Genomic DNA, 22,912 nt, shown 5'->3' with positions numbered 1-22,912 from the left:
GGTATAGATGACCGCGGAAACGCTGCACAAATCCGCCACCGAACTGCTCGAAACCTGGTCGCCGCCAACCTCTCCCGAGCAGTCGCTGCGTCAGGCGATGCTGGCGTTCCTGGCCTCGGCGCCGCGCGGGTGCCTGCGCGAGTGCGCCGCCGGCCACATCACCGCCTCGGCCATGGTGTTCTCGCACGACGAGCGCGAGGTCCTGCTGACCCTGCACCCGCGGGTGGGCCTGTGGATCCAGTTGGGCGGGCACTGCGAGGAATCCGACGACACGGTCCCCGCCGCCGCCCTGCGCGAGGCCACCGAGGAATCCGGCATCGAGGACCTGACACTCGAGCCGGGCCTCTACGGCGTTCAGGCCCACCCGATCACCTGCTCCCTCGGCGTCCCCACCCGCCACCTGGACCTGGTCTTCAAGGTCAAGGCCCCGAAAGGCGCTGTCCCGGTGAAGAGTTCGGAGTCGACGGACCTGCGCTGGTGGCCGGTGGACGCGCCCCCGGGTGATACGGATCTGATCCTGCACTGACGGAGACATGGAAGCGCCGGCGTGCCCACACCCGGGGGGTGGTGGAGCACGCCGGCGCACTGGGCCCGGCCCGGGAACAAGGCGGGTTAGGCCGGGACCAGGTCTTTCTTTTCTTCTGCGGGTGGTTCGGGGGCGTGGTCGTCGGACATGGTCGTCTCGTCGAAGGGGAGTTGGCGGTTCAGGACCGAGCGCACGCGGTCGGGGTCGATGGTCTTGGTCCAGGTGCCGATCAGGACGGCGGCGACGGCGTTGCCCGAGAAGTTGGTGACCGCACGGGCTTCCGACATGAACCGGTCGATGCCCACGATCACGCCGACGCCGTCCAGCAGTTCGGGCCGGTGACTCTGCAACCCGCCGGCCAAGGTCGCCAGGCCCGCCCCGGTGACTCCCGCCGCGCCCTTGGAGGCCACGATCATGAACACCAGCAGGCCCAGCTGCTCGGCCCACGACAGCGGCTTGCCCATCGCGTCGGCGATGAACAGCGTCGCCATCGTCAGGTAGATCGCGGTGCCGTCGAGGTTGAACGAGTACCCGGTCGGCACCACGATGCCGACGGTGGTCCGCTCGACCCCCAGGTGCTCCATCTTCGCGATCAGCCGCGGCAGCGCCGATTCCGACGACGAGGTGGAGACGATCAGCAGATACTCGCGCGCCAGATACCGGACCAGTTTGAAGATCGACACACCGGACGTGACCCTCATCAACGCGCCCAGCACACCGAATACGAACACCACACAGGTCAGGTAGAACGCGACCATCAGCAGCGCCAGCTGCTTGACCGCCTCCAGCCCCGTCGACGCCACCACATTGGCGATGGCTCCGAACGCGCCGAGGGGCGCCAGCCACAGGATCATCGTCAGGATCCGGAACACCATCTTCTGGATCAGGCCCACCGCGTTCAGGATCGGCTCGCCCGTCCGGCCCATCGCCTGGATGGCGAATCCGGCCAGCAGCGCCACGAACAGCGTCTGCAGCACGCTGCCCGAGGTCAGGGCGGACAGCAGCGAGTTCGGGACGATGCTCTCCAGGAACTGCCAGGTACCGCCCGCGCCCTCGGCCTGCTTGGCGTATTTGGCGGCATCCTTCGCGTGCTCGGCGATGTGCAGTCCGCTGCCCGGATGCAGCAGATTGCCGACCACCAGGCCGATCGCCAGCGCGACGGTCGACATCGTCAGGAAGTAGGCGAGCGTGAGGCCGCCGACCTTGCCGACGCGCGAGGCCGCCCGTACCGAGCCGATCCCCAGCACGATCGTGCAGAAGATGACCGGCGAGATCATCATCTTGATCAGGTTGACGAACATCGTGCCCAGTTCGCCCACCGACTTGCCGAAGCCGGGCGCCAGCCAGCCGACGAAGACGCCGGCCACCACCGCCACGAGGACGGCTAGGTAGAGCCAGTGGGTACGGTCGCGTCGCTGCGTCCGTGTCGTCTGTTCTGACATAAGGCTGGGGTTCCTCCGGTACTGCTGTGCGTGAGGTCACGCGGTCTGCAGATTATGGTGGCCGCTACCGTGACCGGGGTCACTGTTTCGTACATTTCGTTCACCGGGAGGCGTGCTGGTGCAACGTCGTAACAGGCGTGGCCGGGCGATGACGCTGGCGGGCCAGGTCTTCGTCGTCCAGCTGGTCGTCCTGGTGGCGGTCGTCGCGGTCGGGGTGGCCCTGACCGTGTGGGAGCTGCGGCGCGATCAGGACGACGCGACCGCGCGGCGGGTCACCGGCATCGCGGTCGCGGTCGCGCAGGCGCCCTCGACCGCCGTCGCCGTGCGCGCCTCGAATCCCACCGCCGAACTGCAACCGGTGACCGAGCGCATCCGGATTCGGACGGGGGTGGATTTCATCGTCGTGATGGCCCCCGACCGCACCCGCTACACCCATACCGAACCGGATCGGATCGGGAAGCCGTTCAGCGGCAACATAGACCGCGCGCTGGCGGGCACGACCTTCACGGAGACCTACACCGGCTCGCTGGGCCCGTCCATCCGCGCGGTCACCCCGGTCTACGACGGCGACGGCCGGATCGTGGCACTGGTCTCGGCGGGCGTCACTCGGGCCCGCATCGGCGATCAGGTCCGGCAGCAGCTGCCGCTGATCATCGCCGCGGCGAGCGCGGGTCTGCTACTGGCGGTGGCGGGTTCGCTGCTGCTGCGTCGCCGGCTGCTGCGCCAGACACACGGCCTCGCCCCGGCCGAACTGCGCACGCTCTACGAGCATCACGACGCCGTACTGCATTCCATCCACGAGGGGCTGGTGGTATTCGACCGCGACGCCGAGACGGCCGCGGTGGTCAACGACGAGGCCCGCCGCCTGCTGGAACTGCCCGACGGTCCGGTCCGCCGCGCCGATCTCCCGGTCTCGCTGCGCCGCCTGGACATCCAGCAGGTGCGCGACGAGATGCACGTGACGGCCGAGCGCGTGCTGGTGGTGAATCAGGACGTCGTCACGTGGGCGGGCCGGCCGCTGGGCACGGTGCTCACGGTGCGCGATCACACCGAACTGCGCGACATGATGGGCGAGCTGAATTCCGTACGCGGCCTGGCCGATTCGCTGCGCGCCCAGGCGCACGAGTCCGCCAACCGCCTGCACACCGTCGTCACGATGGTCGAGCTGGGCCGCTACCGGGAGGCGGTCGACTTCGCGACGGCCGAACTGCGGCTGTCCCAGGCGCTGATCGACCGGCTGACGGGCGCGGTGCGGGAGCCGGCGCTGGCGGCGCTGCTGCTGGGCAAGGTCGATCAGGCCATCGAGCGCGGCGTGGAACTGACGGTGGACGAGGATACGGTGCTGCAGTCACCGGCCCCGCTGACCGCGCACGAGATGGTGACCCTGGTGGGCAATCTCGTGGACAACGCCCTGGACGCGGTCGCGCAGACGCCCGACGCCTGGGTGGAAGTGACTGTGCGCCAAGACGATACAGGGCTCTACCTGCGGATCGCCGACAGCGGTCCCGGTATGTCGGAGGAGGTGTTCACGCGCGCCATGGAACGCGGCTACTCGACCAAGACCGATCACCAGGGGCTCGGCCTGGCCCTGGTGCGGCGCCTGGTCGCCCGCCACGGCGGCACGCTGCGCGCGGAGCGAACCCCCGAATCCGCTGTGGAGGTGAGGATTCCGCGATGACCGTCCGGGTGCTGATCGTGGAGGACGAACCGCAGATCGCCGAGGCCCACCGCGTCTATCTGGAGCGGATGGCGGATTTCACGACCGTCGCGGTCGCGGGGACGGGCCGCGAGGCCGTGCGCGCCGCGGGGCGGGCGGCGGAGGCGGGCGAGCCGGTCGGCCTGGTGCTGCTGGATATCGGGCTGCCCGACATCAGCGGGCTGGAGGTCGCCGCGGCCCTGGCCAGGCTGCGCCCGCGGCCCGACATCATCGCCATCACCTCGGCCCGCGACCTCGAGATGGTGCGGTCCGCCGTCGCCCACGGCGTCGTGCTGTATCTGCTGAAGCCGTTCACGTTCGCGGCGTTCCGGGAGAAGCTGGAGGGCTATCTGGAGTTCCGGGCCGCACTGCCCGAGGGTGCGGCGACCGTGACCCAGGGCGATATCGATCGGGCCTTCAGCGCCCTGCGCACCGCCGACCCGAAAGCCACCGCGCCGAAGGGGATCGCGCCCCAGACCCTCGAGGAGATCTCACGGGCGGTGCGCGCGGTAGGGGCGGGGTTGTCGGCCACAGAAACCGGCCGGGCGGTCGGCGTCTCGCGCGTGACCGCGTGGCGGTATCTTGAGCGGCTCGCCGAGGACGGAGTCGTGGAGCGGCGCAGCGATTACGGTCGCGCGGGCCGGCCACAGGTGCGGTACGTGTGGCGTCGTTGAGCCGGGTCGTCGCGCGCGAATCGTGCTGTGTTGTATAACAATTACCCCGCCGCCCTATTGTGGAAGCTCGTGATCGACTGGCACAGTCTTGCGCTGTCGCCACCGTTCGTCCGAACGCGAGCACAGCGGGGTGCATGCGAGACCGACGTTTGCCCGTGAGATGCGGTGACAGGCGTCACCTTATCGACGACTTAAAAAAGAACCGAGGGGTTTGTAACGGTGACCACCCTTCCCGGCTTTGGTGAGGTGTAACAGGCGTCATGGCTGTAGATATCTACTGGCAACAGTTCCAGGGTATTTCTTAGCGGGGCAGACTTGCAAACGATCGGCAAACGCTCGGGTTCGCCTGATCCAAAGCGTCACCTATGGGTGCTGGGGTTACTTGCCCCGAGTTGTGCTCTGCTGCCCTCACAGCTCGTGCTGTACACCGGATATCCGGTGTTCTGGTGGCTCGGGCCGATCATCGTCCTGATAGCCATCCCGACGCTGGACTGGGTGGTGGGCGAGGACGGCAACAACCCCAGTGACGAGGACTACGAACTCCTCTCCAACGACCGGTACTACCGGTGGTGCACCTACCTGTTCCTCCCGATCCAGCTGTTCGGCCTGGGGATCGCGGCCTACCTGTGGGCGAACGACGGGCTCGCCGTCGTCGACAAGCTCGGCCTGGCGGCGACGCTGGGCTTCATGAGCGGGATCGGGATCAACGCCGCCCACGAACTGGGCCACCGCGTCGAGCGCATGGAGCGATGGCTGGCGAAGATCGCGCTGGCACAGTCCGGGTACGGGCACTTCTACGTCGAACACAACAAGGGCCACCACGCGCGGGTGGCGACGCCGGAGGATCCCGCCAGCGCGCGGCTGGGGGAATCGCTCTGGGAGTTCCTGCCGCGCAGCGTGGTCGGCGGTTTCCGGTCCGGAATCCGGCTGGAACGAGAGCGCCTGCGGCGCAGGGATTCGGGCTGGTGGAGTCCGCGCAACAACATCCTGCAGGCGTGGTCCATGACGGTGGTGCTGTACGCGGGCCTGGTGATCGCCTTCGGTCCCGCGCTGCTGCCGTACCTGCTACTACAGGCGGTGCTGGCGGCCGGGCTGCTGGAGACGGTCAACTACGTCGAGCACTACGGCCTGCTGCGGCGGAAGCGGCCGAACGGGCTGTGGGCGCGCTGCTCGCCGGCCGACAGCTGGAACTCGGACCGCCTGGTGACCAACATCTTCCTGTTCCACCTGCAACGGCACAGCGACCACCACGCCAATCCGGGCCGTCGCTACCAGACCCTCCGCAGTTCCCAGGAGGCCCCGCAACTCCCGGCCGGGTACGCCACCATGATCCTGCTCGCGGCATTCCCGCCGCTGTGGCGCCGGGTGATGGACCCGCGCGTACTTGCCCACTACGGCGGCGACGTGAGCCGCGCGAATATCGCACCGCGCAAACGCGATCGGATCCTCGCAGCACACGGGCAGGCCGCCCCGGCCTAGCCGGCGGATCGGGAGTCGCACCGCCGATCGTGCGGTCGGCTCCTCGGTCGTCGGCGGTCGGATATGTCCGAATAGGGGTACGTTCGTGTGAATCTTGCCTCCGGGCTCCGCCCGTGCGTATCGCGTACGCATCCGAGGGGCTAGCCTCTTCTGAGTACACGCCGACCAGGAGAGGCAGATGACGACCGCAGTGAGCAGCAAGATGACTGCCGACCACCGCAATGGGATCGATTTCAAGGTGGCGGACCTGTCTTTGGCCGAGTTCGGCCGCAAGGAGATTCGGCTGGCCGAACACGAGATGCCGGGCCTGATGGCGCTGCGTCGCGAGTACGCGGAGGTGCAGCCGCTGAAGGGGGCGCGGATCTCGGGGTCGCTGCACATGACCGTGCAGACGGCGGTGCTGATCGAGACGCTGGTCGACCTGGGCGCGCAGGTGCGCTGGGCGTCCTGCAACATCTTCTCCACCCAGGACCACGCGGCGGCGGCCGTGGTCGTCGGCCCGCACGGCACGGCCGACGAGCCCAAGGGCACCCCGGTATTCGCCTGGAAGGGCGAGAGCCTGGAGGAGTACTGGTGGGCGGCGGAGCAGATGCTGACCTGGCCGGGCGAGCCCGCGAACATGATCCTCGACGACGGCGGCGACGCCACCATGCTGGTGCTGCGCGGCGCCGAGTACGAGAAGGCCGGCGTCGTGCCGCCCGCGGACGAGGCGCACTCCGCCGAGTTCACGGTGTTCCTGAACCTGCTGCGGGAGCGGTTCGAGACCGACAAGGGCAAGTGGACCGCCATCGCCGAGAGCGTCAAGGGCGTCACCGAGGAGACCACCACGGGCGTGCTGCGGCTGTACCAGTTCGCGGCCGCGGGTGAGCTGGCCTTCCCGGCGATCAACGTCAACGACTCGGTCACCAAGTCCAAGTTCGACAACAAGTACGGCACCCGGCACTCGCTGATCGACGGCATCAACCGCGGCACGGATGTGCTGATCGGCGGCAAGAAGGTGCTGATCTGCGGTTACGGCGACGTCGGCAAGGGCTGTGCGGAATCGCTGGCGGGCCAGGGCGCGCGGGTGCAGGTCACCGAGATCGACCCGATCAACGCGCTGCAGGCGCTGATGGACGGCTTCGACGTGGTCACCGTGGACAAGGCGATCGGCGACGCCGATATCGTCATCACCTCCACGGGCAACAAGGACATCATCCTGCTCGACCACATGAAGGCGATGAAGGACCAGGCCATCCTGGGCAATATCGGCCACTTCGACAACGAGATCGATATGGCCGCGCTGGAGCGCTCCGGCGCCGACCGCCTGAACATCAAGCCGCAGGTGGACCTGTGGACGTTCAAGGAGTCCGGCAAGTCGATCATCGTCCTGTCCGAGGGCCGCCTGCTGAACCTGGGCAACGCCACCGGCCACCCGTCCTTCGTGATGTCCAACAGCTTCTCCAACCAGGTCATCGCCCAGATCGAACTGTGGACCAAGCCCGAGGAATACGACAACGAGGTGTACCGCCTCCCCAAGCACCTCGACGAAAAGGTGGCCCGCATCCACGTCGAGGCCCTGGGCGGCGAACTCACCAAGCTCACCAAGGACCAAGCGGAATACATCGGCGTGGACGTCGAGGGCCCCTACAAGCCCGACCACTACCGCTACTGACGTAGATCCCCGCGGCCCTGGGCTGATTCTTTGAATGATGGGCCCCGGGCTTATTCCTTTCCCGTTGTCGCGGCCCCCTGGGGCCGCGACAACGGGATCTCACTTCCGATACGAAGCAGGCAGCGGAAACCCCTTGGCCTCCAACGCCTTCCGTCCCCGATCCGGGTAATCCGTGATCACCCCGTCCACGCCCGTATCCAGCTGCGCCTCCAGCGTTGCCTGGTCGTTGACCGTCCACGGCACCACCTGCAACCCCTTCTCGTGGGCGGCGCGGACGTAGGTGGCGTCGGCGGTGAAGGTGAAGCCGGGGTCGGTGACCTTGGTGGGGCTGGTCTGGGTGGGGAAATAACTCGGGGAGGAGATGTTCGCGCCCAGGGCCGCGATCGCCCCGAGCGGATCACCGGCGTGGTCCTCGAAACGCACGGGCCCCAGCCACCGGCTCCCCGCCTTGAACGTCGTGTCGTCGTAGAGCGCGACCGTGGGGATGGTCGAATCGCGACGCTTCACCAGCGGCAGGCTGGACCAGTCGAAACTCTGGATCTCCACCTTGCCGGTGGCGCCCGCGCGATCCACCTCGTCGAGGATCACGTCCACGAACTCCTGCGGCGCGGCCGTCTGCTCGGGATGTTCCGCCTCGATCTTGGTCTCGATGTTGTAGCGGATCGTCTCGAACGCGCCCGGATAGCTCTTCACCAGGTCGAACAGTTCGGGCAGCCGCGCGATCCGGTTCCCCGGAACGGGCTGCTGCTCGGGGAAGTTCGCGAGCTTCTTCGAGCAGTCCAGCGTGTGGACCTGGGCGTAGGTCAGCTCGTGGATCGTCTTGCCGACATACGGGTACTGCGGATCGGCGGGGGACGCCGGCGCGGTATCGGTGCACTTGTCCGCCTGGATGGTGGCGTCGTGCCAGATCACCGGAACCCGGTCGGCGGTGAGCCCGATATCGAGTTCCAGCGTGCTGACCCCGAGTTCGAGGGCGTGCGCATAGGCGGCGAGGGATTCTTCGGTCAGCAGGCCGCGCCCGCCCCGATGGGCCTGCAGGTCCACCGTGCGGGACGCCGGCGCGGCCGTCGTGGACGTGGTCGAGGTCGAATCGTCGCCGCACGCGGGGAGCGCGGCCACGGCCACCGCGCATCCGGCGGCGGCGATCACCCGGCGGACGCGAGGGGAACTGGTTCGGAGGGGCTGCATTCGCGTCACCATAGCCACGAAAAGGCAACGCATGTTGTCACGCGGGTGACGGGCTCGCGCGCGTCGCGACCGTCTAACCTGATGCGCATGGGAGCGTTGGTGGCGGTCGAGGGGCTCGACGGCGCGGGTAAGCGCACGCTGATCGACGCCGTCGTCACGGATCTGCGGGAGCGCGGACTGCGGGTCGAGACGATGGCGTTTCCGCGCTACGGGCGCTCGGTGCACGCCGATCTGGCGGCCGAGGCCCTGCGCGGCCGGCACGGCGACCTCGCCGCCTCGGTGAACGCGATGGCATTGCTGTTCGCGCTCGACCGCGCCGACGCTCGCGACGACCTGCTGAAGTCGTTGGCCGACAACGATATCGTGCTGCTCGATCGCTATGTCGCCTCGAATGCCGCCTACAACGCCGCTCGTACCGACCAGTCCGCGGATGGTGAAATTGCCTCCTGGGTAGCGGAATTGGAATTCGGCAGGTTCGAATTGCCCGTGCCGGATCTGCAAGTGCTGCTGGACGTGCCGACGGAACTCGCGGCCGAACGTGCCCGCCGCCGTGGCGAACTCGACAGCGCCCGCGCCCTGGATGCCTACGAACGCGACAAAGGGCTGCAGGAACGGACGGCGTCGGTTTATCGTGTGTTGGCCGAATCGCGGTGGCACGGTCCCTGGTGGATCCATGCGCCGCATGACGATCCGGCAACACTCGCCGCGCGCCTCTCGGAAAAGGTTGCCCGATAGGGTTGGATGTGCGTCGGTAATGTACCAGTGTTGGCGTGGTTGCCCGTTCCGAGCCGGAGAGATGACAACATAGTAGTTATGAAGCCGAAGATTCTGGTCGTCGACGACGATATGGCGCTCGCGGAGATGCTGACGATCGTCTTGCGTGGTGAGGGTTTCGATCCCCACGTGGTCGGCGACGGCACACAGGCGTTGTCCGCGGTCCGGGAACTGCGCCCCGACCTGGTGTTGCTGGATCTGATGCTGCCCGGCATGAACGGCATCGACGTATGCCGCGTGCTGCGCGCCGATTCCGGTGTGCCGATCGTGATGCTGACGGCGAAGACCGATACGGTCGACGTCGTCCTGGGCTTGGAATCGGGGGCCGACGATTACATCGTCAAGCCTTTCAAGCCGAAGGAACTCGTCGCCCGGGTGCGCGCGCGCCTGCGCCGCACCGAGGAGGAGCCGGCGGAGCTGCTGTCCATCGCGGATATCGTGATCGACGTGCCGGCCCACAAGGTGACTCGCTCCGGCCAGCAGATCTCGCTGACCCCGCTGGAATTCGACCTGCTCGTCGCGCTGGCCCGCAAGCCGCGCCAGGTCTTCACCCGCGAGGTGCTGCTGGAGCAGGTGTGGGGTTACCGGCACGCCGCCGACACCCGCCTGGTGAACGTGCACGTCCAGCGGCTGCGCGCGAAGGTCGAGAAAGATCCGGAGAATCCTGAGATCGTGCTGACCGTCCGGGGTGTGGGTTACAAGGCCGGACCCCCGTGATCGAAAGCTCCAGAAACCGCGCGAAGCGGTTGCTGGCGGCTTCGGTGGCCTGGTCTAAAACCGTCGGGGAAGCACTGGGCCACGTATGGCGGCGTTCGCTGCAATTGCGTGTCGTGGTCTCCACGCTCACGCTCTCGCTGATCGTCATCACGATTCTCGGCGTCGTGCTGACCAGCCAGATCACCGACCGCCTGCTGGATGCCAAGATCAACGCGGCCGTCGAGGAGATGAGCCGCGCCCGCAATACCGTCGAGACGCAGCTGACCGGCGCGCACGATTCGAGCACCCAGGCCATCCAGTTGCTCGACGCGCTGCGCACCCTGTCCACCGGCAGCACGTCGCAGGCTGCGGGCGCGGCGGGCAGCTACCAGGCGGCGCTGGCCATGGTCGGCGACGGCCAGCAGGAACTCACCGAGGGGCCGGTCCAGGACGTCCCGGCCGAACTGCGCCGTTTCGTGCAGCAGAACCAGGTCAGCTACCAGTTCACGACCGTCTCGGACACCGACGGGTACCGCGGCTCGGCCCTGGTCATCGGCAGTCCCAGCACCGAGGTGCCCACGCTGGAGATCTATCTGATCTTCCGGCTCGACAATGAACAGCGCAGCCTCGACCTGATGCGCGGCACCATGCTGATCGGCGGCGTCGTTCTGCTGGTCCTGCTCGCCGCCATCACCGCGCTGGTGACCAGGCAGGTGGTGCTGCCGATCCGATCGGCCGCCCGCATCGCCAGCCGCTTCGCGGACGGCCGGCTGAAGGAGCGGATGCTCGTCAGAGGCGAGGACGACATGGCCCGGCTGGCCATGTCGTTCAACGAGATGGCCGAGAGCCTGTCCAATCAGATCACCCAGCTGGAGGAATTCGGAAATCTGCAACGCCGCTTCACCTCCGACGTCAGTCACGAGTTGCGCACGCCGCTGACCACCGTGCGGATGGCCGCCGATCTGATCCACGGCTCGAGCGACGAACTCGATCCCGCGCTGGCCCGGAGCGCGGAGCTGCTGGTCACCGAGCTGGACCGGTTCGAGGGTCTGCTCAACGACCTGCTCGAGATCAGCCGCCACGACGCGGGCGTCGCCGAGTTGCAGGTGGAGTCGCTGGACGTGCGCATGTGCGCGCGAGCGGCCATCTCGACCGTGCGGCATCTGGCCAAGGAGTCGTCGGTGGAACTGGTGGTCGACCTGCCGGAGGATCCGCTGGTCGCCGAGGTCGATCCGCGCCGCGTGGAACGCGTGCTGCGCAATCTGCTCGCCAACGCCATCGACCACAGCGAGGGCAAGCCGGTGCTGATCCGCATGCGCGGCGACACCGAGGCCAACGCGGTCGGCATCGTCGTGCGCGATCAGGGCGTGGGCCTGCGGGCGGGCGAGGAGAAGCTGGTGTTCAACCGGTTCTGGCGCTCGGATCCGTCGCGCATGAGGCGCTCCGGCGGCACCGGACTCGGCCTGTCGATCAGCGTCGAGGACGCCAATCTGCACGACGGCCGGCTGGAGGCGTGGGGCGAGCCGGGGATGGGCGCCAGCTTCCGGCTGACGCTGCCGCTGGTGCGCGGGCGCAAGCTGGGCAACAGCCCGCTGTCGCTGGAACCGCCCAAGCGCAAGCTGCTGACCGTGGAATCGGCCGCGTCGCAGGAGATTTCGGGCGAGGCCGACGATCCGGACATCGCCCCGGACGCCGACGACGGGGACGATCCGGCGGCGCCCGATGCCACCTCGGCCCCCTCAGATATGGATACGACCGCGGCAGCAGAAGATTCGTCCGGTCTGCGACCTTCCGACAGTTCCGGGAACGGTGCGGGATCGTCCGCAGACGCGCTGTACACCGACACCGGAGACCAGAAACAATGAACGTGCGGTTCGCAACGCGGATGGGGTCCGCACCGCGCCGTCCGTCCGGTCGTTCCGGCCGCTGGGCGCGCGCCGTACTCGGCATCGTGCTGGCCTGTGTGCTGGCCTCGGCCGGATGTGCCAATCTGCCGGATTCGTCGGCTCCGCAGGCGCTGGGCACCATCGAACGTGAGCCCACGTCGGCCAACCCCTCGCAGCCGATCAGCGGCCGCGATCCCGACCTGCTGCTACGCGATTTCCTTCAGGCCACCGCGGATCCGTCCAACCATCACCAGACCGCGCGCCAGTACCTGACCCCGGCGGCAGCGGCGAGCTGGGACGACACCGCCCGCACCGTGATCGTGGAGAAGCCGGACACGCTGCGCGAATCGCGTACCGGCGAGACGGCGACCTATCAGGTCCGGGCCCGCAAGATCGGTGAACTCGAACCCGACGGTTCCTATCGCGTCCTCGACAACACGCTCGAGGACAAGATCGAGATGACCAAGGTGGGCAACGAGTGGCGCATCGACGAGCTGCCGCCCGGTGTCGTGATGGAGTCCACCGCGTTCTCCAAGTCGTACCGGCGCTACGCCCTGAACTTCGCGAATCCGTCGGGCACGTCGATGGTTCCGGATCTGCGCTGGGTGTCGGTGCGGAAGGATCAGCTGACCCAGCGGCTGCTGTCGCTGCTCGCGGAGGGCCCGGAGCCCTCGCTGGCGCCGGCCGTGCGCAACGTGCTGTCCGGTGCGGTGACGGTGCGCGGCGGGATCGCCAAGGCCAACGGCGATACCGAGGGTGTCGGCGTCGGATTGGGCGGCGTGCAGATAGATTTCGCCGGAGCGTCGGGCCTGGATCAGCGCAGCAAGGAACTGCTCGCGGCGCAGGTGGTGCTCACGTTGTCCGGTGCGGACATTCTCGGACCGTATCTGATCCTCGGTGACGGGAAGCCGCTCGACGAACGATATGCCAGTACCGGCTGGTCCGTCGCGGACGTCAACGCGATGAATCCGACGGCCGGCATGCACAACAAGATCGGATTGCACGCGGTCCGCGACGGCGCGCTGATCAAGGTCACCGATAGCGGAATCGTCCCGACGCCAGGGTATTTCGGCGCGGCCCGCAATCTGCAGTCCGTCGGCCTGACACCGGACGGCCAGCTGGTCGCCGCGGTCGCCGACAGCGGCCGCGGACCCGCCGAACCCTCGCACACGCTGGTCATCGGCAGCTACGACGGCACCGCGCTGGCGGTCGCGGAGGGCAACACGTTCTCCCGGCCCTCGTGGACCGCCGACGGCAGTTCCGCGTGGTCGGTGGTCGACGGGGAGCGTGTGGTCAGGGCGGTGCACGACCGCAGCACCGGCAACGTCTCGGTCCAGGACGTCGACACGTCGGCGCTGTTCTCCGCGCCGACCTCGGCCTCGGAACCGATGCTCCGGACGCCGATCACCGAATTGCGCATGTCCCGTACCGGCGCCCGCGCGGCGATCGTCGCCGGCGGTAAGGCGTACGTGGTCGTGGTCGTGCCGCAGCCGGACGGGAAGTACGCGCTGACCTCGCCGCTCCCGATCGCGCTCGGCCTGAGTACCTCGGTGGTCTCGCTGGACTGGCTGAGCGGGGACACCCTCATGCTGGCCCGGGAGGGCAGCATCGACCCGGTCAAGACGGTCCTGATCGACGGCTCCCAATCGGATCCGGTGACGAGTCAGAACCTCACCCCGCCGGTACGGGTGGTGAGCGCCTCGGTCGACACCCAGTACATCGCCGACTCCCGCGCGGTGATGCAACTGCAGTCCGCCGAGCCCAATACCGAACGCTTCTGGCGCGAGGTCCAGAACCTCGGCCCGACCGCCGTTCCGGTGCTGCCGGGCTGAATCGTCCTGTGCGGGAACCGTGTCGGTGGGCGCGCGCATACTTCTCGGATGCCGCTGGATCTGATTCTGCCGCGGGCGTGCGGGGGATGTGCGAGACTCGGGGCCCTCTGGTGTGGTGACTGCGCCGCGAGTCTGGCGGGGCCGCCGGTTCGGGTGCGGCCGCGCACCGACCCCGGTGTGCCGTGCTGGGCGCTGGGTCCGTACGCGGGGCCGGCGCGGCGGGCGGTGCTGGCGGCCAAGGAGTGCGGACGGCGCGATCTGGCCGCGCCGCTCGGGCTGGCCGTCGCGCGGGGGCTGGCGGGTCTGCGCGCTCGCGGTCGGCCGCTGGTGCTGGTGCCCGCGCCGAGCAGGCGGGCGGCCGCGCGGCGCCGCGGCGGCGATCCGGTGACCCGGACCGCCCGGGTCGCGTCGGGTTGGCTGCCGGATTGCCGATGCGCGCCGGTGCTGGCCACGCGGCGCGGCGTGCGCGATTCGGTCGGTCTGAGCCCGGATGACCGTCGACACAATCTCCGTGGCGGGATCACCATCGCCGGTCGAGCGCTGCCCGCCGCCCTACTCCAGGCGAATGCCGAGGTAGTGATCGTGGACGACGTCCTGACGACCGCCGCCACGGTCGCCGAGGCGGTCCGCACACTGGACCGTTTCGGCGTGGCGGTGCGTGGCGTGTTGGTGACATGCGCGGCTTGAACCTTTGAAATTCGTGTGAACACTGGCGGTCGGATCGCTGTCGTAATAGCGTTGCTGACAGAGCGAATGACACCCGAACCACAGAGTTTGGAGGTGGCACCTCGGACGACTTTCGTGCCGAGTTTCCCCGGGGACGTCCTCGACTCGGCGCGAGTGAATCCCGCCGCACATGCATCGGTTGTGTGGCCAAATCCGGGAGGTACGCGTGACGACTTCACGACCTTCAGTGAAAGCAGCAGACCCCTCGACCCGTGACGGCAGTGCGTTCTATCTCGAACGCGACGGTGCCGAGTCGCCTGTAGCGGATCCGCCCAGGACGCCCCGCGCGGACGTCGTCGTCAAGGGCCGCAATGTCGAGGTTCCCGATCACTTCCGCGTGCACGTCGCGGACAAGCTCTCCCGAGTCGAGCGTTTCGACCCGTCGATCTACCTGTTCGACGTCGAACTCTTCCACGAACGCAATCGCCGCCAGCGCAAGAACTGCCAGCGCGTGGAGATCACCGCCCGCGGCAAGGGTCCGGTCGCCCGGGCCGAGGCCTGCGCCGACAGCTTCTACGCCGCCCTCGAGTCCGCGGTGATGAAGCTGGAGAGCCGATTGCGCCGCAGCAAGGACCGGCGCCGCGTGCACTACGGGGAGAAGACCCCGCTGTCGGTCGCCGAGGCCACCGCATCGCTGATGGACGAGGCGATTCCGGTGGGCGCCAACGGATCCGCGCCGCACGACCACCGGCCCGAGGAGTCGGAGGCCGGCGAATACGAGGGCCCGGGTCACATCGTCCGGACCAAGGTGCATCCCGCGAATCCGATGTCGGTCGACGACGCGCTGTACCAGATGGAACTCGTCGGCCACGATTTCTTCCTCTTCCAGGACCGTGAGACGGACCGGCCCTCGGTGGTCTACCGTCGGCACGCCTTCGACTACGGCCTGATCAGGCTCGCGTAGCCGCTGTCGCAGCACAGTCAGGGCCGATGGTCTCCCGCTGTCGGCCCTGAACCATGTTCGGTGGCCCTTTTGTCTGTGACATCGTGTCTCGATTTTCTCCTTACTTCGGAGTAAGTTCGGTGCCAGGTGGTCTCTCGAAAGGACATTTCCATGGCAACCAAGGGCGCTCGCCGTGCCGTGATCGTTTCCGGGGCGCGCACGCCGTTCGTGCGGGCGTTCACGGACTACACCCGGATGGACTCCATCGACCTGGCCGACGCGGCCGTCGCGGGGCTGCTGGAGCGCACCGGCCTGCCCAAGGAGACGGTGCAGGCGATCGTGTGGGGCGGCGTCATCCTGCCCAGCGCGGCGCCGAACATCGCCCGCGAGATCGCCCTGGACCTGAAGCTCGACCCCGGCTGCGAGGGCCACACGGTGACCCGGGCGTGCGCGTCCGGGCTCCAGGCGGTGACGTCGGCCGCGGCCGCCATCGAGCGCGGCGAATACGACATCATGATCGCCGGCGGCAGCGATTCCACCAGTAATGCCGAGGTGAAGCTGCCGCAGAAGATGGTGCACGCGGCCGCACCGCTGGCGCTGGGCAAGCCGAAGCCGAAGGACTACCTCTCGGCGGTCGCGCAGCTGGCGCCGTTCACCGATCTCGTGCCCCGGCGGCCCAAGATCGAGGAGCGCACCACCGGCGAGGTGATGGGGGAGTCGGCGGAGAAGATGGCCGGCATCCACGGCGTCACCCGCGCGGCGCAGGACGAGTTCGCCGCCCGCTCGCACCACCGCGCCGCGGCGGCCATCGATTCCGGCCGCTTCGATCGCGAGGTGCTGGAAGTCGTGACGCCCGAAGGGAAGTCGGTCACCCGCGACGGTCTGGTGCGGGCGAACACCAGCGTCGAGAAGCTGTCGACGCTCGCGCCGGTCTTCGCGAAGAACGGCACCGTGACGGCCGGCAACGCCAGCCCGCTCACCGACGGCGCGTCCGCGGTGCTGCTGATGAGCGAGGAGAAGGCGCGGGAGCTGGGCGTGCAGCCGCTGGCGGCCTTCCGGTCCTGGAGCTACGTCAGCGTCGACCCGCGCGATCAGGTGCTCATCGGCCCGGCCATCTCCATGCCCCGTGCCCTCGAGAAGGCCGGAATGTCGCTCGCCGACGTCGATTTCGTCGATATCCACGAGGCCTTCGCCGCGCAGACCCTGTCGGTCCTAGCGGCGCTGGGCAGCGACGAGTGGGCCCGGACCCGGCTGGACCGCGACACCGCCGTCGGCGAGATCGACCCGGCGACGCTGAACGTGCACGGCGGTTCGGTCTCCCTCGGTCACCCCTTCGGCGCCACCGGGGCCCGCATGGTCACCACCATGGCCAACGAACTGGCCCTCTCCGGCAAGAGCGCCGCACTCCTCGGCATCTGCGCCGCGGGCGGCATCGGGGCGTCCGCGGTCCTGGAGCGCGTCTGACTTCGGCCGAGGCTGTGAGGGTTTCCAGTCCCGGCGGGACGATACTGCTCGGTTTCATACCCCATTTCGGGTCCGGAATTCGATAGTCTCCGGTGGCCGCGTTCTCGAGATAAGGACAGGTTGACTGTGACTGTTGAGGTCGATGCGCCCGATGTGGCGTCGAGGGTCGGGTATTACTACCTGGCCGACGGCTCGTACGGAGTCGAGCGGGAGAAGGTCCGCGAGTACGCGAGAGCGGTGCAGGATTGGCATCCGGCGCACTGGGACGAGAGTGCGGCGGTCGAGTGCGGCTACGGCGGGCTGGTCGTCCCGCTGACGTTCGTCTCCATTCCGGCGATGGCGGCCAACCGCAAACTCTTCGAGGATGTCGTGGTCGGCTACGACATGTTCGTGCAGACGGAGCAGGTGTTCGAGCAGTACCGGCCGATCGTGTCGGGCGATCGGCTGGTCACCGATGTCGAACTGTCGTCGGTGCGCCGGATCGCCGGCAGAGATCTGATCACCGTCACCAACACCTTCACCGACGAGGCCGGTGAGGTGGTGCACGTGATGCACACGACGGTGGTCGGCGTCTCGGGTGAGGACGTGGATCCGGGGATCACGGACGCCGTCGAGAACGTGATGATTCACGACGTGAAGATGCTGGGCCGCAACGGATCCGCGGCGGAGGTGGAGACGGGCGAGAACATGCCGGTGCGGCCCGAGGGGGAGATGAACCTCTCGCCGCGGGGCGCCGAGCGCGAGCCGAGTACCACGCTGTCGTTCGACGACCTGTCCGTCGGCGACGAACTGCCGATTCGCGAGGCGCATCTGACCCGGGGCGATCTCGTGAATTACGCGGGCGTCTCGGGTGATTCGAATCCGATCCACTGGGACGACCGGGTCGCGCGCCTCGCGGGCCTGCCGGACGTGATCGCCCACGGCATGCTCACGATGGGCCTGGGCGCCGGCTTCGTCTCCGCCTGGTCCGGTGATCCCGGCGCGATCACCCGCTACCGAGTCCGCCTGTCCAACACCGCGATCGTCTCGGCGGACGAAGGCGGCCGCATCGATTTCTCCGGCCGTGTGAAATCCCTCGACCCGGACACCCGCTCCGCGGTCATAGCCCTCGTCGCAAAGTCCGGCGGCCGCAAGATCTTCGGCCTCGCCACCATCGACATCAGATTCCGCTGACAAGGGTCCCAACCCCTCACCCCCGAAACTGCTCCCAATGCACGGCCTCCTCCAACGACCGCCGTGCCCGCCACCCGAACCTCTCCAAATCCGGCACCTCCTGAAAGGAATCCACCGGCCCCACACACAACCACGCCACCGGGCGAACCCCCACCGGCAACCCGATGAGATCCGCCAGAAACGGGGTGTCGTAGAAACTCACCCACCCGACGCCCACGCCCTCCGCGGTAGCCGCCAGCCATAAATTCTGAATGGCGAGAATCGTGGAGTAGAGCCCGGTTTCGGGAACGCTGGCCCGCCCCAGAACGTGCGGCCCGCCCCGCTGATCGTCGTGGGTGACGACGATCCCGGTACCGCTCTCGGTAATACCTTCGATCTTGATCGGCTCGAAGGTCCGGGCCCGCTCGGCCGGCAGCGCGTCACGGAATTCGAGGCGCTTGTCCGCGACGTGCGCCGCGAACGTCGTCAGCGTCTCCCGATCCCGAACGACCACGAAATCCCACGGCTGCGAATTACCGACGCTCGGCGCCCGATGCGCGGCATCCAGAATCCGCAGCAGCGTCCGGTCGTCCACCAGATCCCCGCTGAACTCCGCGCGCACATCGCGCCGCCGCCGAATCACATCGTAAATACCGGGCTCAGCTGACACGGCCACAGTCAATCAGGCGACCCGTCTCGCACGTGAAGAAGGTGGGGGAAAAGACGCACCCCGTGCCGGCGAGGGGGACCGGCACGGGGTGCGTGGATACGGTGGTTCAGGCGACGGGGGCGGGGAGGCGCTCGGCGATGCGGCGCTTGCCCTCCTTCAGCGCGGTGCGCAGGCCGCGGCGGCGGCCGGTCGACGGGTCGATCGTGGCGGGGCCGCCGAAGGCGCGCTCCGACCTGGTCTCCGGGGCGTCGTCGGTGGTGCGGCGCAGGTACTTGTTCGGCAGCGACAGCTTGATGATGGTGCGCCACGACTTGGCGTACTGCACCGGCAGCGAGCCGGTGGTGTAGGGCAGGTCGTACTTGTCGCAGAGTTCGCGCACGCGCACCGCGATCGAGGACAGCCGGTTGCTCGGCAGATCGGGGAACAGGTGGTGCTCGATCTGGTGCGAGAGGTTGCCGGTCATGAAGTGCAGCAGCCGGCCGCCGGAGATGTTGGCGCTGCCGAGCATCTGGCGCAGGTACCACTGGCCCTGGGTCTCGCCGTCGATATCGGCCTTGGTGAACTTCTCCGCACCGTCGGGGAAGTGACCGCAGAAGATGACCGCGTTGGTCCACACGTTGCGGACCACATTGGCTGTGAGGTTGGCCGTCAGCGTCGACAGGAAGGCCGGGCCGGTCAGCAGCGGGAAGATCACGTAGTCCTTCGCGACCTGCTTGCCGACCTTCTTCAGGACCAGGCGGCGGTCCTCCTCGAACTGCTTGCGCTCGGGGCTGTCGGCGGGCCACTTCTTCTTGGCCACCTTGCCGAGCTCCAGGTGCTGGATCGCGACGCCGTACTCGAAGAACATCTGCAGCAGCAGGTTGTACACCGGCTGGCCCAGGTAGAAGGGCGCCCAGCGCTGGTCGCGGGTGACGCGCAGCAGGCCGTAGCCGATGTCGTCGTCCATGCCCAGCACGTTGGTGTACTTGTGGTGCAGGAAGTTGTGGGTGATCTTCCAGTGCTCGGAGGGGCCGACGTTGTCCCATTCCCACGACGAGGAGTGGATCTCCGGATCGTTCATCCAGTCCCACTGGCCGTGCATGACGTTGTGGCCGATCTCCATGTTCTCGATGATCTTGGCCGTGCTCAGCAGGGCGGTGCCGGCCAGCCAGGCCGGCGGCAGGAAGCTGGCGAACAGGACCGCGCGGCCGGAGATCTCCAGGGCGCGCTGCAGACGGATCACATTGCGGATGTACTTGGCGTCGCGCTCCCCGCGGGAGGCTTCGATCTCGCGCCGGATCGCGTCCAGCTCGGCGCCGATCGCCTCCACGTCCTCGGGGGTGAGGTGTGCGTATTCCTTGACATCCGAGATCGCCATGCCGGTTACACTACCGTAGGTTACGGCTCCGTAGGTTGTCTCCGGATCGACTCACAACTGTGGCGTACGCCGCATTGTGATCGTGGCCAACGTGTGCTTAATCGGCGCGCCGACGGCGGCGTACGCGCCGGATCGCGCGCTCGCGCAGGGCCCGCCGACGCAGCACCGTCTGCTCCTCGCGCGCCTTCTCCTGCAGGGCCTGTTTGGCCTCGCGCAGCGCCTCTTTCTCCTGCCGCGCCTTCTCCCGCAGCGCCGCCTTCGCCTCGACCAGCGCCGAACGCAGCCCGCGCCGCTGCCCGGTCAGCGGATCCACCGGCCAGTGGCTGTCGGCCCACTGCTCGGTGCTCGGCAGTGCGGGGAGGGTGAGGCCCGCGAACTTGCGCTCCGAGGAGGTCTCGGGGGCGTCGTCGGCGGTGCGGCGCAGGAAGCGGTCCGGCAGCGCCAGCTTGTGAATCGTCCGGAAGGCCAGCAGATACTGCTTGCCCAGCGACCCCGTGGTGTAGGGCAGGTCGTACTTGTCGCACAGCTCCCGCACCTTGACCGCGATCTCCGGGTAGTGGTTGCTCGGAATATCGGGGAACAGGTGGTGCTCGATCTGATAGCAGAGGTTGCCGCTCGCGAACGCCATCACCGGTCCGGCGGAGAAGTTGGCGCTGCCGAGCATCTGCCGCAGATACCATTCGCCGCGCGTCTCACCCTCCAGCTGCTCGATGGTGAATTTCTCCGCGCCGTCGGGGAAGTGGCCGCAGAAGATCACGGCATAGGCCCAGAGGTTGCGGACCAGGTTCGCGGTCGCGTTGGCCTTCAGCGTCGATTTCCACGCCGGACCCGTGAGCGCCGGGTGGATCACGAAATCCTTGGCCACCTGGCGGCCGATCTTGCGGCCGAACGCCCGGTTCGGTTCGGACATCACCTGCCAGCGCGGGACGCCGGACAGTTCCTTGTCGATGGTCCAATCGTGCAGCGCGATACCCCATTCGAAGGTCGCGGCCAGCACCAGATTGGCCAGCGGCTGCGCGAGGTGCACCGGCCGCCATTCCTCGTCGCGGGTCATGCGCAGGATGCCGAAGCCGAGGTCCTCGTCCTTGCCGAGCACGTTGGTGTAGGTGTGGTGGGAGTAGTTGTGCGCCCGCCGCCACTGCGAGGACGGGCCGGTCATATCCCATTCCCAGGTGGTGGAGTGGATCTCCGGATCGTTCATCCAGTCCCACTGGCCGTGGCTGATGTTGTGGCCCAGCTCCATATTCTCGATGATCTTGGCCACCGACAACATCGCGGTCCCGGCCACCCAGGCCCACCGATTCCGGCTGGCGAACAGCGTCGCCCGCGCGGCCGCCTCCAGCATCCGCTGCGCGCGAATGGTGCGCCGGATGTAGCGGGCATCGCGCTCGCCGAGCGATTGCTCCACATTCCGGCGGATCGTGTCGAGTTCCTGCCCGAGGGTCTCGATATCGGTCGCCGTCAGATGCGCGAACGCCTTGATATCGGTGATGGCCACCGCGGTCTCCCTAGCTCCTTGATGTCCCCCGAGGGTATCGGGTTTCCATGAACCGGCGTTTACACGCGGCGGTGCGGCCGCCTACACATCCAGGGTGCAGTCGCCCGCGGCGGCGGAGATGCAGGTCTGAATCTTCTCTCCGGCCTGGTGTTCGTTGCCGTTGCGGAGATCGCGGACGCGGCCGTCGGTGAGACTCACCACGCAGGTCTGGCAGATGCCCATGCGGCAGCCGAACGGCATCTGCACGCCGGCGCCCTCGCCCGCCTGCATCAGCGTGGTGGCGCCGTCGGCGGTGGCGGTCTTGCCGCTACGAGCGAAGGTGACCGTGCCGCCCTCGCCGACCGCCGACCGCTCGACCTCGAACCGCTCGACGTGCAGGTGATCGCTCAAACCCGCTGCGGCCCAGTGCTTCTCGATATCGTCGAGCATCGCCAGCGGCCCGCAGGCCCAGGTCTCGCGCTCGCGCCAGTCGGGGTGCAGCTCGTCCAGGTCCGCCAGCGCGAACTTGCCGCGCTCGCCGGCGAGGTGCAGGTGGGAGGTGAAACCGGGGTGCCGCTCGTGCAATTCGCGCAGTTCCCCGCCGAACATCACGTCCTCGGCGGTGCGCGCGGAGTGCACGTGGACCACGTCGGCCCAGGTGCCGCGCCGATCCATGGTGCGCAGCATGGCCATCACCGGGGTGATGCCGCTGCCCGCGGTCAGGAACAGCACCTTCGACGGCGGCGGCTCGGGCAGCACGAAGCCGCCCTGCGGCGCGGCCAGCCGCACGACGGTGCCCTCGGGCACGCCGTTGACAAGGTGGCTGGACAGGAATCCTTCCGGCATCGCCTTGACCGCGATGGAAATCAGCCGCTTCGACCGGCTTTCGGGATCGGTCCAATCCGGCGGGCAGGTCAGCGAGTAGGAGCGCCAGTGCCAGCGGCCCTCGACCAGGACGCCGATGCCGATGTACTGGCCCGGGGTGAACTTGAAATCGAAGCCCCAGCCCGGCCGGATCACCAGCGTGACCGCGTCCGAGGTCTCCTTGCGCACCGAGACGATGCGACCGCGCAGTTCGCGTGCCGACCACAGCGGATTGACCAGATGCAGATAGTCGTCGGGCAGCAGCGGTGTGGTGACCCGGGCGGCAGCTCCACGCAGTGCGTTGAGCCGCGTCCGGCCGGCCATTTTCGCCTCGGCGACCGGGGCCTCCAGCCACTCCCGGACGCCTTGTACCGATTTCAGGACCATCGTGCGGATGCTCATTTCCCTGGATTTGACGATGTTCGATGCGCCCGCGGGCGCCCTCGGCACAAGGTTACGGCATCGTAGGTTA

General features: G+C 68.0%; 19 protein-coding genes. 13 read left to right on the top strand and 6 right to left on the bottom strand.

All coding sequences use genetic code 11. The annotated features are described in order from the left end of the window. Nucleotides 1–7: 7 nt before the first annotated feature. Nucleotides 8–526, top strand: coding sequence for an NUDIX hydrolase (locus tag ON41_RS25025; RefSeq protein ID WP_040750211.1), 519 nt, complete (start codon nt 8–10; stop codon nt 524–526). An 86-nt stretch (nt 527–612) separates the two neighbouring features. Here ON41_RS25025 and ON41_RS25020 read toward each other — a convergent pair whose 3' ends face one another. Then, complete coding sequence (locus ON41_RS25020; RefSeq protein ID WP_040750210.1) at nt 613–1,968, bottom strand: cation:dicarboxylate symporter family transporter; 1,356 nt, start codon at nt 1,966–1,968, stop codon at nt 613–615. A 148-nt stretch (nt 1,969–2,116) separates the two neighbouring features. Between ON41_RS25020 and ON41_RS25015 the strand changes: the two genes are divergently transcribed. The 4 genes from ON41_RS25015 (at nt 2,117) to ahcY (ending at nt 7,471) form a co-directional block, all read left to right on the top strand. Continuing rightward, complete coding sequence (locus tag ON41_RS25015) at nt 2,117–3,646, top strand: sensor histidine kinase (protein WP_040750209.1); 1,530 nt, start codon at nt 2,117–2,119, stop codon at nt 3,644–3,646. Further along, nucleotides 3,643–4,338, top strand: coding sequence for a response regulator (locus ON41_RS25010; protein ID WP_040750208.1), 696 nt, complete (start codon nt 3,643–3,645; stop codon nt 4,336–4,338). The genes ON41_RS25015 and ON41_RS25010 overlap by 4 nt, the downstream gene beginning before the upstream one ends. A gap of 315 nt (nt 4,339–4,653) precedes the next feature. After that, nucleotides 4,654–5,817 (top strand): alkane 1-monooxygenase, encoded by a 1,164-nt coding sequence (locus tag ON41_RS25005; protein ID WP_040750207.1) that lies wholly within the window; start codon nt 4,654–4,656, stop codon nt 5,815–5,817. A gap of 178 nt (nt 5,818–5,995) precedes the next feature. Then, the gene (gene ahcY, locus ON41_RS25000) at nt 5,996–7,471 is read left to right on the top strand and encodes an adenosylhomocysteinase (protein WP_040750206.1); all 1,476 of its coding nucleotides are present in this window, start codon (nt 5,996–5,998) and stop codon (nt 7,469–7,471) included. Nucleotides 7,472–7,570: 99 nt separating this feature from the next. Here the strand turns inward: ahcY and ON41_RS24995 are convergent, their stop codons facing one another. Then, a complete protein-coding gene (locus tag ON41_RS24995) occupies nt 7,571–8,659 on the bottom strand; it encodes a glycerophosphodiester phosphodiesterase family protein (RefSeq protein WP_040750205.1) in 1,089 nt (362 codons plus the stop codon). An 87-nt stretch (nt 8,660–8,746) separates the two neighbouring features. On the opposite strand from ON41_RS24995, the gene ON41_RS24990 reads away from it, so the two are divergent. The 8 genes from ON41_RS24990 to ON41_RS24955 all read left to right on the top strand — a co-directional run bounded on the left by ON41_RS24990 (nt 8,747) and on the right by ON41_RS24955 (nt 18,093). Then, the gene (locus ON41_RS24990) at nt 8,747–9,394 is read left to right on the top strand and encodes a dTMP kinase (RefSeq protein ID WP_040750204.1); all 648 of its coding nucleotides are present in this window, start codon (nt 8,747–8,749) and stop codon (nt 9,392–9,394) included. A gap of 78 nt (nt 9,395–9,472) precedes the next feature. Continuing rightward, a complete protein-coding gene (gene mtrA / locus ON41_RS24985) occupies nt 9,473–10,150 on the top strand; it encodes an MtrAB system response regulator MtrA (RefSeq protein WP_040750203.1) in 678 nt (225 codons plus the stop codon). Further along, a complete protein-coding gene (gene mtrB, locus ON41_RS24980) occupies nt 10,147–11,994 on the top strand; it encodes an MtrAB system histidine kinase MtrB (RefSeq protein WP_040750202.1) in 1,848 nt (615 codons plus the stop codon). The genes mtrA and mtrB overlap by 4 nt, the downstream gene beginning before the upstream one ends. Before the next feature lie 20 nt (nt 11,995–12,014). Beyond that, nucleotides 12,015–13,847, top strand: coding sequence for an MtrAB system accessory lipoprotein LpqB (lpqB, locus tag ON41_RS24975; RefSeq protein WP_063709951.1), 1,833 nt, complete (start codon nt 12,015–12,017; stop codon nt 13,845–13,847). Nucleotides 13,848–13,895: 48 nt separating this feature from the next. After that, complete coding sequence (locus ON41_RS24970) at nt 13,896–14,534, top strand: ComF family protein (protein ID WP_040750201.1); 639 nt, start codon at nt 13,896–13,898, stop codon at nt 14,532–14,534. Between the two features lie 169 nt (nt 14,535–14,703). Beyond that, entirely contained in the window at nt 14,704–15,477 is a 774-nt protein-coding gene (hpf, locus tag ON41_RS24965; RefSeq protein ID WP_083905616.1) for a ribosome hibernation-promoting factor, HPF/YfiA family, read from the top strand. A 150-nt stretch (nt 15,478–15,627) separates the two neighbouring features. Continuing rightward, nucleotides 15,628–16,920: an acetyl-CoA C-acyltransferase gene (locus tag ON41_RS24960; RefSeq protein WP_040750198.1), complete on the top strand. Its 1,293-nt coding sequence runs from the start codon at nt 15,628–15,630 to the stop codon at nt 16,918–16,920. Between the two features lie 126 nt (nt 16,921–17,046). Next, complete coding sequence (locus tag ON41_RS24955; protein WP_040750197.1) at nt 17,047–18,093, top strand: fused (3R)-hydroxyacyl-ACP dehydratase subunits HadA/HadB; 1,047 nt, start codon at nt 17,047–17,049, stop codon at nt 18,091–18,093. Nucleotides 18,094–18,109: 16 nt separating this feature from the next. Here ON41_RS24955 and bluB read toward each other — a convergent pair whose 3' ends face one another. The 4 genes from bluB to ON41_RS24935 all read right to left on the bottom strand — a co-directional run bounded on the left by bluB (nt 18,110) and on the right by ON41_RS24935 (nt 22,827). After that, nucleotides 18,110–18,742 carry a 5,6-dimethylbenzimidazole synthase gene (gene bluB, locus ON41_RS24950; protein ID WP_040750232.1) on the bottom strand — a complete coding sequence of 211 codons (633 nt, stop codon included), beginning with the start codon at nt 18,740–18,742 and terminating at the stop codon, nt 18,110–18,112. A gap of 106 nt (nt 18,743–18,848) precedes the next feature. Beyond that, the gene (locus ON41_RS24945; RefSeq protein WP_040750196.1) at nt 18,849–20,099 is read right to left on the bottom strand and encodes a fatty acid desaturase family protein; all 1,251 of its coding nucleotides are present in this window, start codon (nt 20,097–20,099) and stop codon (nt 18,849–18,851) included. A gap of 97 nt (nt 20,100–20,196) precedes the next feature. Beyond that, complete coding sequence (locus ON41_RS24940; protein WP_040750195.1) at nt 20,197–21,597, bottom strand: fatty acid desaturase family protein; 1,401 nt, start codon at nt 21,595–21,597, stop codon at nt 20,197–20,199. 81 nt (nt 21,598–21,678) lie between these two features. After that, nucleotides 21,679–22,827: a ferredoxin reductase gene (locus ON41_RS24935; RefSeq protein ID WP_040750231.1), complete on the bottom strand. Its 1,149-nt coding sequence runs from the start codon at nt 22,825–22,827 to the stop codon at nt 21,679–21,681. Between the last annotated feature and the right edge of the window lie 85 nt (nt 22,828–22,912).

The organism is Nocardia transvalensis NBRC 15921 (assembly GCF_000308875.1).
GTDB classification, from domain to species: Bacteria; Actinomycetota; Actinomycetes; order Mycobacteriales; family Mycobacteriaceae; genus Nocardia; species Nocardia transvalensis.
Note: the sequence above shows the minus strand (reverse complement) of the source record. Positions and strands in the feature narration are given on the sequence as shown.

Coding starts and splice junctions, on each gene's coding strand:
- ON41_RS24945 (WP_040750196.1), bottom strand. CDS start 20,099: ATGGCGATCTCGGATGTCAAGGAATACGCACACCTCACCCCCGAGGAC.
- lpqB (WP_063709951.1), top strand. CDS start 12,015: ATGGGGTCCGCACCGCGCCGTCCGTCCGGTCGTTCCGGCCGCTGGGCG.
- ON41_RS24990 (WP_040750204.1), top strand. CDS start 8,747: ATGGGAGCGTTGGTGGCGGTCGAGGGGCTCGACGGCGCGGGTAAGCGC.
- ON41_RS25010 (WP_040750208.1), top strand. CDS start 3,643: ATGACCGTCCGGGTGCTGATCGTGGAGGACGAACCGCAGATCGCCGAG.
- ON41_RS25020 (WP_040750210.1), bottom strand. CDS start 1,968: ATGTCAGAACAGACGACACGGACGCAGCGACGCGACCGTACCCACTGG.
- ON41_RS24970 (WP_040750201.1), top strand. CDS start 13,896: ATGCCGCTGGATCTGATTCTGCCGCGGGCGTGCGGGGGATGTGCGAGA.
- ON41_RS25015 (WP_040750209.1), top strand. CDS start 2,117: ATGACGCTGGCGGGCCAGGTCTTCGTCGTCCAGCTGGTCGTCCTGGTG.
- mtrA (WP_040750203.1), top strand. CDS start 9,473: ATGAAGCCGAAGATTCTGGTCGTCGACGACGATATGGCGCTCGCGGAG.
- ON41_RS24960 (WP_040750198.1), top strand. CDS start 15,628: ATGGCAACCAAGGGCGCTCGCCGTGCCGTGATCGTTTCCGGGGCGCGC.
- ON41_RS24995 (WP_040750205.1), bottom strand. CDS start 8,659: ATGCAGCCCCTCCGAACCAGTTCCCCTCGCGTCCGCCGGGTGATCGCC.
- ahcY (WP_040750206.1), top strand. CDS start 5,996: ATGACGACCGCAGTGAGCAGCAAGATGACTGCCGACCACCGCAATGGG.
- ON41_RS25025 (WP_040750211.1), top strand. CDS start 8: ATGACCGCGGAAACGCTGCACAAATCCGCCACCGAACTGCTCGAAACC.
- ON41_RS24935 (WP_040750231.1), bottom strand. CDS start 22,827: ATGGTCCTGAAATCGGTACAAGGCGTCCGGGAGTGGCTGGAGGCCCCG.
- hpf (WP_083905616.1), top strand. CDS start 14,704: ATGCATCGGTTGTGTGGCCAAATCCGGGAGGTACGCGTGACGACTTCA.